The sequence below is a fragment of the Dryocola sp. LX212 genome, from assembly GCA_041504365.1.
GTDB lineage: Bacteria > Pseudomonadota > Gammaproteobacteria > Enterobacterales > Enterobacteriaceae > Dryocola.
Genome location: CP167917.1, coordinates 2,172,599 through 2,186,483, shown reverse-complemented (window position 1 = coordinate 2,186,483; position 13,885 = coordinate 2,172,599). Strand labels below are relative to the sequence as shown.

Below are 13,885 nucleotides of genomic sequence, written 5' to 3'. Positions count from 1 at the left end.
ACTCGCAGGTTTGATTAGCTCACACGCTCAAGGATCAGGGCAATGCCCTGGCCAACGCCGATACACATCGTACAAAGGGCATAGCGGCCCTTCCGGCGATGCAGTTCGTGGCTGGCGGCCAGCGCCAGTCGGGCTCCACTCATGCCCAGCGGATGGCCTAAAGCGATGGCGCCTCCGTTGGGATTAACATGGGGGGCATCGTCAGGCAGCCCCAGCTGTCGTAATACGCCCAGCGCCTGCGCGGCAAAGGCTTCATTCAGTTCTATTACGTCCATGTCGTTGATGGAGAGTCCCGCCAGCTCCAGCACCTTGCGCGTAGCGGGTACTGGGCCAAGCCCCATATAGCGCGGTTCTACACCTGCGGTAGCCATTGCGACGATGCGGGTCTTTGGCGTCAAACCGTGGCGTTTAGCCGCTTCTGCGCTGGTAACGATCAGCGCCGCCGCCCCGTCATTTACCCCGGACGCATTCCCGGCGGTAATGACGCCGTTTTTACGGAACGGTGCTTTCAGGGCGTTAAGTTGTTGCAGAGTTGTTTCGGGGCGAGGATGTTCGTCGTCGCGAACTTCTGTCACCGCCCCCTTCTTGCCTTTCACCCTAACCGGCACAATTTCCTGCGCAAGAATGCCATTTTTCTGCGCCTCTTCGGTACGCTGCTGGCTGCGCCAGGCAAAGGCATCCTGGTCTTCACGGCTTATATTTAACAACTCGGCTACATTCTCTGCCGTTTCGGGCATGCTGTCAGTACCAAAATGCTCAGCCATGAGCGGGTTCACAAAACGCCAGCCAATGGTGGTATCGAACATCTCTGCCTGGCGCTGGAACGGCGCGGTTGCTTTGCCCATCACAAAAGGCGCCCGGGACATGGATTCCACGCCGCCCGCAATCATCAGCTGTGCATCCCCCGCCTTAATAGCCCTGGCAGCCATGCCGAGTGCGTCCAGGCCGGAGCCGCAAAGGCGGTTAATCGTTGTGCCGGAGATCGTCTGCGGCAGCCCCGCCAGCAGCGTAGCCATCCGTGCTATGTTGCGGTTGTCTTCCCCCGCCTGATTAGCACAGCCCATAATCACGTCGTCCACCGCGCTCCAGTCCACGGACGGGTAGCGCGTCATCAGCTCTTTCAGAGGAACGGCGGCGAGATCGTCCGCCCGCACTGACGACAGCGCCCCGCCGTAGCGGCCAATGGGGGTTCTCACGCCGTCACAGATAAATGCGTCATTCATAGCGTTGCTCCAGAGACAGGGGGGCCGATACGGTGCGAGCGCCCACGGAACAGGGCGACGGTTTTCTCGTGCTGATTGATGATTTCAATGTCGTATACGCCGGTCTGCCGTCCCTGGGTGCGCATCTGCGCCACGGCAGTTAATGTGTCGCCCGCTTGGCCCGGGCGAACGAAGTCAATACTGCACCCGGAAGCCACTGCCGCCAGCCCCTGGCTGTTGCAGGCGTAGGCAAAAGCGGTATCCGCAAGCGTGAAGAGCTGCCCGCCGTGACAGGTCTGATGGCCGTTGAGCATCGCTTCGGTCACCGTCATGGTCAGCTTTGCGAAGCCTTCCCCCATCTCCACAATCTCAATGCCCATCTGGTGGGCGCAGTTATCGTGGGCGTACATCTCGCGGGCGTTGGCCCAGGCATCAGTGTTCATGTTGCGTCTCCAGCAGCGCGCGCTGGCGCAGTAGCGAAGCCGGGCGATAGCGTTCTTCGCCGTAGTGTTGTTGCAGATTTTCCAGCAGGGTCAGCACCCGCTGCCAGCCGAGTTCAGCGCCCCAGGCCAGCGGCCCGTGGGGATAGTTGACGCCAAGGCGCATCGCGGTATCGATGTCCTGCTCGCTGGCAACGCCCTTTTGCAGCGCGTCCAGCGCTTCGTTCGCCAGCATTGCCACCGTGCGCCAGACCAGCATGCCCGGGTAATCGTTGATCAGCAGAACCTGCTTGCCCTGCAACTGGAAGAAGTGGACGGCTTTTGCGGTTTGCTCGGGTGTATTGCCAGCCGCAGCGGCCAGCACGACCAGTCCGGTTTTGCGCCAGTCGTTAATTAAATCGACCAGCACCACAGGACGTTTCAGGCGAAGCGCCAGCTGCGAGGCGGTTTCACCCTCGGTAACCTGAACCAGCACTTCATCAAGTTCAACGGAAGAAAACGTGACAACGTCACATAAAGCGTCGGAAATCTCACCGGTTTCGTAAGGTAAAGATTCGTTCAGCGGCCAGCGGTAGACGCCCTGCCCGGTTTTCTTGCCAAGGCGTTTGCCGAGCACCAGCTCCTGCTGAATCAGCGACGGCAGGAAGCGGCGCTCCTGCCAGAAGCCGTTAAACACCGAACAGGTGACGGCGAAGTTCACGTCCTGGCCAATCAGATCGGTCAGCGCCAGCGGCCCCATCGGAAAACCTCCGCAGTCGCGCAGCGCCGCATCTATAACGGCTGCCGGAGCAACCTGCTCCTCTAGCGCGCGCCAGGCTTCTGAATAGAACGGACGAGCCACGCGGTTGACGATGAAGCCCGGCGTGGAGTGACAGTGCACCGGCTGTTTCCCCCAGCGCATCGCCAGCCCGGTCAGGCCGTCCAGCACGGCTGGCGCGGTTTCCAGCCCGCTGACCACCTCAACCAGCCTCATCACCGGAGCCGGGTTAAAGAAATGCAGCCCGACCACGCGTTCCGGGTGCGGAATGCCGCTGGCAATCGCGGTGATGGAGATGGAGGAAGTGTTGCTGGCGAAAATCACCTCTGCTGAACAGACCCCCGCCAGCTCTCGGAAAATGGCCTGCTTGATATCTATCTGCTCCGCAGCGGCTTCGATAACCAGATCGGCCTGCGCCAGTTCGCTAAGCGTTTGTGCGACGGAAATTCTGGCAACGGCGGCGTGTCTGTCATCTTCGCTGAGCTTACCCTTCGTGACTCGTGCGCTAAGGGCGGTGGCAATACCGTCAACGGCACGGCGGGCCGCGTCGGGCTGAATATCGTATAGCTTCACGGCGTGACCGGCCTGTGCCGCCACTTGGGCAATGCCTGCGCCCATGGTACCACCGCCAATCACCGCAACAATGGAGTGAGGAGTCAGCATTATTATTTCCCCTTAAAGACCGGCGGGCGTTTGGCCAGAAACGCCGCCACGCCTTCGCGGTAGTCGTCGCTGCGCCCGGCAATGCGCTGGTAATCACGCTCCAAATCCAGCTGCACGTCCAGCGTGTTGCTTTCCGAGGCGAAGAGGGCTTTCTTCACAAGCCCCAGGCCGAACGTAGGCTGGCTGGCGAAATGCACGGCGAGCGCGCGGCTGGTGTCGGTGAGCGCGTCGTCATCCACCACCTGCCAAATCATGCCCCACTGGTGGGCCTGCTCCGCGCTGAGCTTATCGCCCAGCAGCGCAAGGCCCATCGCACGGGCACGCCCTGCGACTCGCGGCAGGAACCAGGTCCCGCCGCAGTCAGGGACCAGCCCTAACCTACTGAAAGACATGATGAAGTTAGCAGAGCGCGCGGCGATGACCATGTCACAGCCCAGCGCCAGCGTCGCTCCGGCTCCGGCGGCAACGCCGTTTACAGCAGCTATCACCGGCTTCGGCAGCTTGGCCAGCCGCCTGACCAGCGGGTTATAGAAGTTTTCGACGGAGGCACCAAGGTCTGGCGCGGCCCCGTTCGGATCGACGTTACGATCGTTAAGATCCTGGCCCGCACAGAATGCACGGCCCTCGCCGGTAATTAAAAGGCAGCGGATAGCGTCGTCATGCTCGGCCTGGTTCAGCGCCTCAGCCAGCTGCCGGTGCATCTCGTCGTTAAAGCTGTTCAGGCGCTCCGGGCGATTCAGGGCCAGCGTCATCACGCCGTTTTGTACATCGCTGAGAATGAAAGTCATGGCTATCGTCCTTTGAACGCGGCGGGTCGTTTTTCCAGGAACGCGGCAATGCCTTCCTGACGGTCGGAGGTGGCGGCAAGCAGCGTGAAGAGCTGGCGCTCCTGCTGTAGCCCCTGAGTCAGCGAAAGTTCGTGCGCCTGACGCAGAGCAATTTTTGCAGCCTGTAACGCAAGCGGCGCATGTTGAGTTATGCGGGCTGCAAGCTTCTGCGCATATTCCAGCGTCAGCGCTGTGGAGCAAACTTCAGCCGCCAGGCCCGCCTGTAGCGCCTGTTCCGCAGTGATAGCCTCTCCCGTCAGCACCATGCGGTAAGCCAGCGCCTTACCGATGGATCGGATAAGCCTCTGGGTGCCGCCAGCGCCGGGCATGATGCCCAGCGTGATTTCCGGCAGGCCAAAGCGGGCGTTGTCCCCCGCCAGCACGATGTCGCTCAGCATGGCAAGTTCGCAGCCAGCGCCCAGCGCATAGCCGTTAACCGCCGTCAGCAGCGGTTTGGGGAATCGTTCGATGCGTGCCCACAGCTGCGGGCGCGGATCGTTAAGCGTGGCAGGCATATCACGGCTCGCCATCTCTTTCAGGTCGGCACCTGCTGCGAAGCAACGCTCGCTGCCGGTAATGACCACCGCACCGATACCGTCATCGCTTTGTGCCGCTTCCAGCGCATCCGCAAGCTGCTCCAGCAGCGCGTTATTCAGCGCATTGCGGGCCTGCGGGCGGTTCAGCGTCAGCGTTAAAACCCGGTCGTTCTGGCTGCTAAGAAGTTCTCTCATCACAACCCCTGCGCGTCAAAGTCGAGCACCACGTCATCGCCTTTCGGCAGCGTCTGGCAGCTCAGGACGTAGCCCGCCGCCAGCTGATCGGGTTCAAGACTGTAGTTGATACCCATCTCAACCTCACCGCTCACCACCTTACAGCGGCAGGTGGCGCAGACGCCGCCTTTGCAGGCGTAAGGCAGATCCGCGCCCTGCCGCAATGCCGCATCAAGAATGCTTTCGTCGTGGGCGTCGAGGGTGATTTTGCGGTCGCGTCCGTCCTGGCGCAGAGTGACGACTTTGCCCGCCGCCTGTTCGCGACGGCGCAGGCTCGGTGCGGTACCCGGCGTATTGAAATGCTCGATGAAGATGTTCTGCTGCGCAACGCCCAGCGCCAGCAGCGCCGCTTCGGACTCCTGCATCATGCTTTGCGGGCCGCAGATAAAGGTGCGGTCGAAGCCGTTCAGATCCAGCAGCTGATCGCCCAGAGCCTTTAGCTTCGCGCCGTCAAGCCGCCCGCTGAGCAGATCGCTCTCCTGGCTTTCCTGACTGAACAGATAGATAAGCTGTAAGCGCTGCGGGTAGCGGTCTTTCAGATCGGCCAGCGCCTGGCGGAACATCATGCTGCGGCTGCTGCGGTTGCCGTAGACCAGCGTCACGGTGCTTTGCGGCTCGGTGGCGAGCGTGGAGCCAATAATCGCCAGCATTGGGGTTATGCCGGAGCCCACCGCCAGGGCCAGATAATTGCCCTGGGTTTCAGGCTGCGGCTGATAGCCAAACGTTCCCTGCGGGATCATCACGTCCATCGCCATACCGGCCACCAGGTCGCTGACCGCGTAATGGGAGAAGCGCCCGCCCTCGATTGCCTTCACGGCCACACAGATTTCACCTGGCTGCTCGGCCCGGCAGATGGAGTAGCAGCGGCGCAGTTCTTCGTCCCCGAGGCGGGTTTTCAGCGTCAGATGCTGGCCGGGTTTAAAAGCGTAATGGCTGCGCAGCTCTGCGGGAACCGCGAAGGTGATGGCCACCGCCTCCGGGGTTTCCTGTTCAATGCGTGCCACCTTAAGCGAATGAAACGTCGTCATGGCAACCTCAAATACATTTAAAGTAATCAAAGGGTTCGCGGCAGCTGTCGCAGCGGTAGAGCGCTTTGCAGGCCGTGGAACCGAATTCGCTAATCAGCGAGGTATGCAAACTTCCGCAGCGTGGGCAGCTGACTTCTGCACTCGCCGACGAGGCGTGACAGGCGTGGCCCTGCGGCGGGCTGATGCCGTATTCGCGCAATCGCGTTTTCGCCGCGGGGGTCATCCAGTCCGTTGTCCAGGCCGGGTGAAGCACCTGATCGATGTGCACGGGCTGCAAATCGGCTTCGGCCATCGCTTCGCGGATAGCCGCCAGCAAAAAATCCGTCGCCGGGCAGCCGGAGTACGTCGGCGTGAAGCCGATGTGCCAGCCGTCGTCACGATGGTGTACGCTGCGCACCATGCCCAAATCGGTGATGGTCAGCACCGGAATTTCCGGGTCGCTGATTTGCCCGAGAATGCGCCATACGTCGCGAACCTTAGCCGGCTCCAGCGCGTCGAGAGTTTGCATAGGCTGCCTCGCTACCATTGCAGTTCGGGATAAGCGCGCTGCAGGTACTGCATCTCCGCCAGCAGCGGGCCGAGGTGCTCGGTGTGCAGCCCCTGTTTTCCGCCGGTGCGGTACTGCGCTTCCTGCGGTTTCACCAGCGATGCATCATTCAGGGCGCTGAACACTTCCGCTTCCCATTCGTCACGCAGGCCGCGTGGATCGACGGCGATACCCTGCTCTGCCAGGCTGATTTCCAGCTCGTCGGCGTGAAACAGTTCACCCGTGAAGCGCCAGAGCTTGTTCAGTGAACTCTGCATCTTCTGCTGTGAAAGCTCGGTGCCGTTACCCAGCCGCACCAGCCAGCCGCGGCTGAAGCGCAGGTGGTAGCGCACCTCTTTAATCGCTTTTGCGGCGATGGCAGCCAGCTGCAAATCTCGGCTGTGCAGCAGGCGGCTGAAAAGGGCGACGTGCCAGGCGTCCAGCAGATACTGACGCATGAGCGTATCGGCGAAATCGCCGTTCGGCTGTTCTGCCAGCAGCAGGTTATGGTACTGGCGCTCGTCGCGTCCAAAAGCCAGCTTGTCCTCATCGAACTGCTCGCCCTGAATCTCTGCGGCATAGGTCAGAAAGTTGCGACCCTGGCCCAGCAGATCCAGGCCGATATTCGCCAGCGCCAGATCGATCTCCAGCTCCGGCGCATGGCCACACCAGCCGGTCAGGCGCTGGGCCAGCACCAGACAGGTATCGCCCAGCCGCAGGGTGTAGGTGGTTAACGGGGAATAAGTCATGGCGCGCCTCACATGTGCTCGATGCCGTCGGGCAGCGTGTAGAACGTTGGGTGGCGGTAGATTTTGCTTTCCGCCGGATCAAAGAACGCCGGGCGTTCCTCCGGCTGCGAGGCAACGATTTCGCTCGCCTTCACCACCCAGATGGAACAGCCTTCGCTGCGGCGGGTGTAGGCATCGCGGGCGTTTTCCAGCGCCATTTGGTCATCGGCTGCGTGCAGGCTACCGACGTGACGATGCGACAGCCCCTGTTTGCTGCGGATAAAGACTTCGTATAACGGCCAGTGGACATTGCTCATATGATTTTCCTTTTCTGGTGGATGGCGCTGACGCTTATCCCCCTACAAACTTCAAAATCTGCTTTCGGTGGATGGCGCTACCGTTTATCCACCCTACACATTCTGCTTTCGTATTTTCGTAGGTCGGATAAGCGCAGCGTCATCCGACATTTTTAGCAGCGTACGCAAGAGCGGCTTCGCGTACCCACGCGCCCTCTTCCCAGGCTTTACGCTTGGCGGCCAGGCGCTCCTCGTTGCATAACCCTCGTCCGGCAACCACTTCGTTAAATTCGTGCCAGTCGATTTCGCCGAATTCGTAATGACCGATTTCTTCATTCCAGCGAAGATCTTTGTCCGGCACGGTCATACCCAGCAGCTCAACCTGCGGAACGGTGTTGTCCACGAAGCGCTGGCGCAGCTCGTCATTCCCGAAACGTTTAATTTTCCAGGCCAGGCTCTGCGCGCTGTTCGGGGAGTTGTCGTCGTTCGGGCCAAACATCATCAGCGCGGGCCACCAGAAGCGGTTGATGGCGTCCTGCAGCATCTGCCGCTGGGCCTCACTGCCCTGGGCCAGCACATTGCAGGCCTCAAAACCCTGGCGCTGATGGAAGCTCTCTTCTTTACAGATTTTCACCATCGCCCGGGCATACGGCCCGTAGGAGGTCCGGCACAGCGCGACCTGGTTTACAATGGCCGCACCGTCAACCAGCCAGCCGATTACCCCGATATCCGCCCAGTTCAGCGTCGGATAGTTAAAGATCGATGAGTATTTCATCCTGCCGTCGAGCATCTTCTGGTAGATATCCTCCCTGGCGCAGCCCAGCGTTTCCGCGGCGCTGTAGAGATAAAGCCCGTGCCCGGCTTCGTCCTGCACCTTCGCCAGCAGAATGGCTTTGCGTTTCAGACTCGGGGCGCGGGTCAGCCAGTTTCCTTCCGGCAGCATGCCAACAATCTCCGAATGGGCGTGCTGCCCGATCTGGCGGATCAGCGTCTTACGGTATTCATCGGGCATCCAGTCCTGCGGCTCTATCGCAATCTCCCGTGCGATTCGCTCCTCAAAGCGGTGTTGTTCAGTCACGGCATCACCTTTTATGATTCAAATTAGATTCAATAAACGCGTTAAATGAATCACTTGATACCTAAAAGTTACAGACAAGTTAACGAAAACAGCAAAATTAATCCGCGTACTTTGTGAGCACTATCACGATAAATATTGCTAACTCACCATACTTCAGGATGTTAGATAGCAGACCCTCATCACTCCATTTCACATTGTTAACAAATTATTAAATTACACCTTGATTTTTATGATTCACAAATCAAACATTGGATGTATTAAATGTAATACTTATTGGAGAGTGTGATGCAACAGTTAACAAGCTATCTGGCAGGCGGCTGGGCAATGGGCCACGGAAAAGAACGTACGATCAATCATGCGATTAACGGCGAGGTGCTGTATCAGGTGACGAGCGAGGGGCTGGATATGGCAAAGGCGCGCCGCTACGCCATCGACCACGGCGGAAAGGCGTTAAGCGCCATGACGTTCGTAGAGCGTGCCGCCATGCTGAAAGCCGTGGCGAAGCATTTGCTGGCTAACAAAGAGGCGTTTTATGAGATCTCCTGGCAGACGGGCGCCACGCGTGCCGACAGCTGGGTGGACATTGAAGGCGGCATCGGCACCCTTTTCGCCTACGCGGGCATGGGCAACCGCGAACTGCCGGACGACGTGCTGTGGCCGGAAGATGAAATGATCCCCCTCTCAAAGCAAGGTGGCTTTGCCGCCCGCCACGTGCTGACGTCAAAATCCGGCGTCGCGCTGCATATCAACGCATTTAACTTCCCGTGCTGGGGAATGTTGGAGAAGCTGGCGCCAACCTGGCTTGCGGGCGTGCCTGCCATCATCAAACCCGGCACCGCCAGCGCGCAGGTTACGCACGCGATGGTGAAGTCCATCGTCGAGTCCGGTCTGGTGCCGGATGGCGCCATCAGCCTCATCTGCGGCGGCGTCGGCAACCTGTTCGATCTGCTGGATGAGCAGGACGTGGTGACCTTCACCGGCTCCGCCAGCACCGGGCAAAAGTTACGTTGTCACACCAATATCATCGCCCGCTCCGTGCCCTTCACCATAGAGGCGGACTCGCTTAACTGCTGTGTGCTTGGCGAGGACGTCTCCCCTGAACAGCCTGAGTTCGCGCTGTTCATCCGGGAAATAGTGCGTGAGATGACGGCTAAGGCCGGACAAAAATGTACCGCCATTCGCCGTATTATCGTTCCCAGTCAGCAGTTGGAGAACGTCACCCTGGCGCTGAAAGCCAAACTGGAGAAAATTCAGCCTGGCGACCCAACGCAGGAAGGCGTGCGCATGGGCTCTCTGGTCAGCCTTGAGCAGCGTGATGACGTGCAGCAGAAAGTGGATCTGCTTGTAGCCGCGGGTTGCAAAACCGTGGTGGGTGGCAAAGCAGATACCTCCACGGCTGGCGCTTTCTTCCCGCCTACTCTCCTGCTCTGCCAGCAGCCGGACGAGACGCCAGCCGTCCACGAGCTGGAAGCCTTCGGCCCGGTCGCGACCGTTATGCCTTATCGGGATGCAGAACATGCAATGGCCCTGGCGCGCGCGGGCCAGGGCAGCCTTGCGGGAACGCTGGTCACCGCAGACGGGAATATCGCCCGCCAGTTTGTTCTGGGCGCTGCCCGCGCGCATGGGCGTATTCAGGTGCTGAATCAGGAGTCGTCCGTCGAATCCACCGGCCACGGCTCGCCATTGCCGATGCTGGTTCACGGTGGGCCTGGGCGCGCAGGCGGCGGTGAAGAGCTGGGCGGCCTGCGTGCGTTGAAACACTATATGCAGCGCACGGCGATTCAGGGCAGCCCGACCATGCTCGCCGCAGTCAGCAGGCAGTGGAGCTACGGCGCGGCGGTCACAGAAGATCCGGTTCATCCTTTCCGCAGGCACTTCGACGACTTACAGATTGGTGAGAGCCTGCTGACCGCGCGCCGGACCATCACCGAGGCGGATATCGTCAATTTCGCTAACCTGAGCGGCGACCATTTTTATGCCCACGTCGACAAGATCGGCGCTGCGGAGTCGTTTTTCGGCGAACGCGTGGCACACGGCTACTTCGTTGTTTCTGCGGCAGCCGGGCTGTTTGTCGACCCCGGCGTGGGTCCTGTTATCGCCAACTACGGCATGGAAAATCTGCGCTTTATCGAACCGGTGAAAATCGGCGATACCATCCAGGTGCGCCTGACCTGCAAACGCAAAACGGCTAAACCGCAGAAAACGCCGGAGGACAGGCCCGTTGGCGTTGTGGAGTGGGCGGTTGAGGTGATGAATCAGGACGGCCAATCGGTGGCGCTGTACTCCATTCTGACGCTGGTTGCCCGTAAAGAATAATTTGCCGGATGACGCTGCGCTTATCCGGCCTACGGCTCCGTAAACGTAGGGGGGATAAGCGCAAGCTTCATCCACCGAGAAAATTGGCAAAATCAGCAAAGAGGTTGGCAAGCAGCACAATATATCCCGCCTGAGAAGTTGTTATGTTGAATTCAGTCCCGTCCAGCAAGCACACAACAACAAACGCCAGGAGTGAGACCTGTATGACTTTAACAACCGGAAAGAAAGCGCTGGCTGTAGCTATTGCCCTCCTGACCTCCCCAGCGGCCTTTGCCCACGGCGGCGAGGCCCATATGGTGCCGATGGAGAAAACCCTGACGGAGTTCGGCGCGGACGTGCAGTGGGATGACTACGCACAGATGTTTACCCTCGCCAAAGATGGCGCTTATGTAAAAGTTAAACCGAACGCCAAATCCGCCATCGTGAATGGCAAAACGCTGCAGCTGCAGGTGCCGGTGATCTTTAAAAACAAGACCGCGTATATCTCGGACGGGTTTATTAATGAAGTCTTCCAGTCGGGGCTGGATCAGACCTTCGCCGTGGAGAAGAAGCCGCATCCGCTGAACTCCCTGACCTCCACCGAAATTGAAAAAGCGGTATCCAGCGTTCAGGCTGCCCCTGACTTTAAACCAGGGATTCGTTTTACCGAGATCTCCCTGCACGAGCCGCCTAAAGAGCAGGTCTGGAAATTTGTCATGGACGGCACGCCGGTCACTGCCCCGCGTACTGCGGACGTTATCATGCTCGATGGAATGCATATTATTGAAAGTACCGTAGATTTGGACGCCGGAAAAGTGCTCTCCTGGCAGCCGATTAAAGGCGCGCACGGCATGGTGCTGCTCGATGATTTCGCCACCGTGCAGTCCATCATCAACGGCAGTAAAGAGTTTGCCGAAGCGCTGAAAAAACACGGCGTGGACGATCCCACTAAAGTGGTGACGACGCCGCTCACCGTTGGCTACTTCGACGGTAAAGATGGGCTGAAGCAGGATCAGCGGCTGCTCAAAGTAGTGAGCTATCTGAACACCGGCGACGGCAACTACTGGGCGCACCCGATTGAAAATCTGGTAGCGGTTGTCGATCTGGAAATGAAGAAAATCATCAAGATTGAAGAAGGCCCGGTCGTTCCGGTGCCGATGAATCCGCGCCCGTTCGACGGACGTGACCGCAAGGCTCCAGAAATCAAACCGCTGGAGATTATCGAGCCGGAAGGGAAAAACTACACCATCACCGGCGATACCGTTCACTGGCAGAACTGGGACTTCCACCTGCGCCTTAACTCCCGCGTAGGGCCGATTCTGTCCACCGTGACCTATAACGATAGCGGTACGAAACGCAAAATCATGTACCAAGGCTCGCTCGGCGGCATGATCGTACCTTACGGCGACCCGGACGTGGGCTGGTATTTTAAGGCGTATCTTGACGCCGGAGATTACGGCATGGGGACGCTGACTTCCCCTATCGCGCGGGGCAAAGATGCGCCGGGCAACGCCGTGCTGCTCGATGAAACCATCGCCGATTACACGGGCAAACCGACGACCATCCCGCACGCCATCGCCATCTTCGAGCGCTACGCCGGGCCGGAATATAAGCATCAGGAGATGGGCCAGCCGAACGTCAGCACCGAGCGCCGCGAGCTGGTCGTACGCTGGATAAGCACCGTGGGTAACTACGACTATATCTTCGACTGGGTATTTCATCAGAACGGCACCATCGGTATTGATGCTGGGGCGACGGGGATTGAAGCGGTGAAAGGCGTAAAGGCAAAAACCATGCATGATGCCACCGCCAAAGATGACACGAAGTACGGCACGCTGATAGACCATAACATCGTCGGCACTACACACCAGCATATCTACAACTTCCGTCTCGATATGGACGTGGATGGCGAAAACAATAAGCTGGTTGCGCTTGACCCGGAGGTGAAACCAAACGCCGCAGGTGGCCCGCGCACCAGCACCATGCAAATCAAACAGTACGACATCAACACCGAGCAGGAAGCCGCGCAGAAGTTCGACCCTGGGACCATCCGCCTGCTGAGCAATACCAGCAAAGAGAACAAAATGGGTAACCCGGTTTCCTACCAAATTATCCCTTACGCAGGAGGGACACACCCGGTCGCCACGGGCGCGAAGTTTGCCCCTGACGAGTGGATTTATCATCGCCTCAGTTTTATGGACAGACAGCTGTGGGTGACGCGCTACAGTCAGGACGAACGCTACGCGGAAGGAAAATATCCGAATCGCTCGGCGCACGACACCGGCCTGGGCCAGTACACAAAGGACAACCAGACATTAAACGACGGTGATGATGTGATCTGGATGACCACCGGCACCACCCACGTCGCCCGCGCCGAGGAGTGGCCAGTCATGCCGACGGAATGGGTTCACGCGCTGCTGAAGCCGTGGAACTTCTTCAACGAAACGCCAACGCTGAACCTGAACGGGAAGAAGGAGAAGTAAGGGTAAATCTGCCGGATGGATGAGCGACGCGTCATCCATCGGCAACTATTGCCCTGCTTGATGAAGGTCTAAATAAAGTCTATATTTAGTCCTTCATCCGTTTTAAGGAGAGTGATGATGAGAATTGAAACGATCAGCTTCGTTAAGAAAAATGCCGCATCTCTTGATGTTTCCGAACCCATCCTCGTCACGCAAAATGGTATCCCTGCTTACGTTATCGAGTCCTGGGAAGTGCAGCAGGAACGTGAGAACGCCATTGCCCTGCTCAAACTGATGACGTTGTCAGAACAAGACAAAGCCGAAGGCAAGGTTTTCACCAAAGACGAACTGTTGGCAGATTTAGGCATTAACAAATAATAATCAGGATCTTATATGGACAGTAAGAAGATTGTTATTGAGTACACCAGGACCGCAAAAGAGACGCTAAGGACGATTGCCAGTTTTCTGCAAATCACCGGTGGTGATTTAAAGATCATTTCTGACACGCTTGCAGTCTTTGAATCAAAAGCCCGTGAATTTCCACTTGGTAGCCAGATTTGCCCGGAACTGTTGAATCTTGGCTGCGCAAAGTATCGTGAATGTAATACCGAACAGGGGTATCGGGTTATTTATTCGGTCGATAATAATCTCCTCACGGTCCATGCCGTCCTTGCCCAGCGCCAGGATATCAAACAGCTCTTGTTTAAGAGACTGATCCAACCTTAATCAGACCAGCAGGCCCATACGCAAGACGTTGCATACCACAATATTTACATGACATTACCGCGTTTTGCGGGAGCGGTGAGTCGCCGG

General features: G+C 58.4%; 14 protein-coding genes. 4 read left to right on the top strand and 10 right to left on the bottom strand.

The annotated features are described in order from the left end of the window. Window positions 1-14: 14 nt before the first annotated feature. The 10 genes from pcaF to paaA all read right to left on the bottom strand — a co-directional run bounded on the left by pcaF (window position 15) and on the right by paaA (window position 8,315). Window positions 15-1,223 (bottom strand): 3-oxoadipyl-CoA thiolase, encoded by a 1,209-nt coding sequence (gene pcaF, locus ACA108_10470; GenBank protein ID XEX97888.1) that lies wholly within the window; start codon window positions 1,221-1,223, stop codon window positions 15-17. Next, window positions 1,220-1,645: a hydroxyphenylacetyl-CoA thioesterase PaaI gene (gene paaI / locus ACA108_10465; protein ID XEX97887.1), complete on the bottom strand. Its 426-nt coding sequence runs from the start codon at window positions 1,643-1,645 to the stop codon at window positions 1,220-1,222. Before paaI ends, pcaF begins: the two co-directional genes overlap by 4 nt. After that, entirely contained in the window at window positions 1,635-3,062 is a 1,428-nt protein-coding gene (locus tag ACA108_10460) for a 3-hydroxyacyl-CoA dehydrogenase (protein XEX97886.1), read from the bottom strand. The genes paaI and ACA108_10460 overlap by 11 nt, the downstream gene beginning before the upstream one ends. Before the next feature lie 2 nt (window positions 3,063-3,064). Further along, window positions 3,065-3,850 (bottom strand): 2-(1,2-epoxy-1,2-dihydrophenyl)acetyl-CoA isomerase PaaG, encoded by a 786-nt coding sequence (gene paaG / locus ACA108_10455; GenBank protein XEX97885.1) that lies wholly within the window; start codon window positions 3,848-3,850, stop codon window positions 3,065-3,067. A 2-nt stretch (window positions 3,851-3,852) separates the two neighbouring features. Then, on the bottom strand, window positions 3,853-4,620 hold the full coding sequence (gene paaF, locus ACA108_10450; GenBank protein XEX97884.1) for a 2,3-dehydroadipyl-CoA hydratase PaaF: 768 nt from the start codon (window positions 4,618-4,620) through the stop codon (window positions 3,853-3,855). Then, a complete protein-coding gene (gene paaE / locus ACA108_10445; protein ID XEX97883.1) occupies window positions 4,620-5,687 on the bottom strand; it encodes a 1,2-phenylacetyl-CoA epoxidase subunit PaaE in 1,068 nt (355 codons plus the stop codon). Before paaE ends, paaF begins: the two co-directional genes overlap by 1 nt. Before the next feature lie 7 nt (window positions 5,688-5,694). Continuing rightward, window positions 5,695-6,195 carry a 1,2-phenylacetyl-CoA epoxidase subunit PaaD gene (paaD, locus tag ACA108_10440; GenBank protein ID XEX97882.1) on the bottom strand — a complete coding sequence of 167 codons (501 nt, stop codon included), beginning with the start codon at window positions 6,193-6,195 and terminating at the stop codon, window positions 5,695-5,697. Window positions 6,196-6,206: 11 nt separating this feature from the next. Next, complete coding sequence (gene paaC / locus ACA108_10435) at window positions 6,207-6,962, bottom strand: 1,2-phenylacetyl-CoA epoxidase subunit PaaC (GenBank protein XEX97881.1); 756 nt, start codon at window positions 6,960-6,962, stop codon at window positions 6,207-6,209. An 8-nt stretch (window positions 6,963-6,970) separates the two neighbouring features. Beyond that, window positions 6,971-7,258, bottom strand: a complete 288-nt coding sequence (paaB, locus tag ACA108_10430; protein XEX97880.1) for a 1,2-phenylacetyl-CoA epoxidase subunit PaaB — start codon at window positions 7,256-7,258, stop codon at window positions 6,971-6,973. A 139-nt stretch (window positions 7,259-7,397) separates the two neighbouring features. Next, window positions 7,398-8,315: a 1,2-phenylacetyl-CoA epoxidase subunit PaaA gene (gene paaA / locus ACA108_10425; protein XEX97879.1), complete on the bottom strand. Its 918-nt coding sequence runs from the start codon at window positions 8,313-8,315 to the stop codon at window positions 7,398-7,400. Between the two features lie 285 nt (window positions 8,316-8,600). Here paaA and paaZ point away from each other — a divergent pair, with 285 nt between their 5' ends. The 4 genes from paaZ to ACA108_10405 all read left to right on the top strand — a co-directional run bounded on the left by paaZ (window position 8,601) and on the right by ACA108_10405 (window position 13,798). Further along, a complete protein-coding gene (paaZ, locus tag ACA108_10420) occupies window positions 8,601-10,631 on the top strand; it encodes a phenylacetic acid degradation bifunctional protein PaaZ (protein XEX97878.1) in 2,031 nt (676 codons plus the stop codon). Window positions 10,632-10,834: 203 nt separating this feature from the next. Further along, window positions 10,835-13,093 (top strand): primary-amine oxidase, encoded by a 2,259-nt coding sequence (tynA, locus tag ACA108_10415; GenBank protein ID XEX97877.1) that lies wholly within the window; start codon window positions 10,835-10,837, stop codon window positions 13,091-13,093. Window positions 13,094-13,210: 117 nt separating this feature from the next. Next, complete coding sequence (locus ACA108_10410; GenBank protein ID XEX98074.1) at window positions 13,211-13,450, top strand: type II toxin-antitoxin system Phd/YefM family antitoxin; 240 nt, start codon at window positions 13,211-13,213, stop codon at window positions 13,448-13,450. Between the two features lie 15 nt (window positions 13,451-13,465). Beyond that, entirely contained in the window at window positions 13,466-13,798 is a 333-nt protein-coding gene (locus tag ACA108_10405) for a type II toxin-antitoxin system RelE/ParE family toxin (protein ID XEX97876.1), read from the top strand. Window positions 13,799-13,885: the final 87 nt, after the last annotated feature.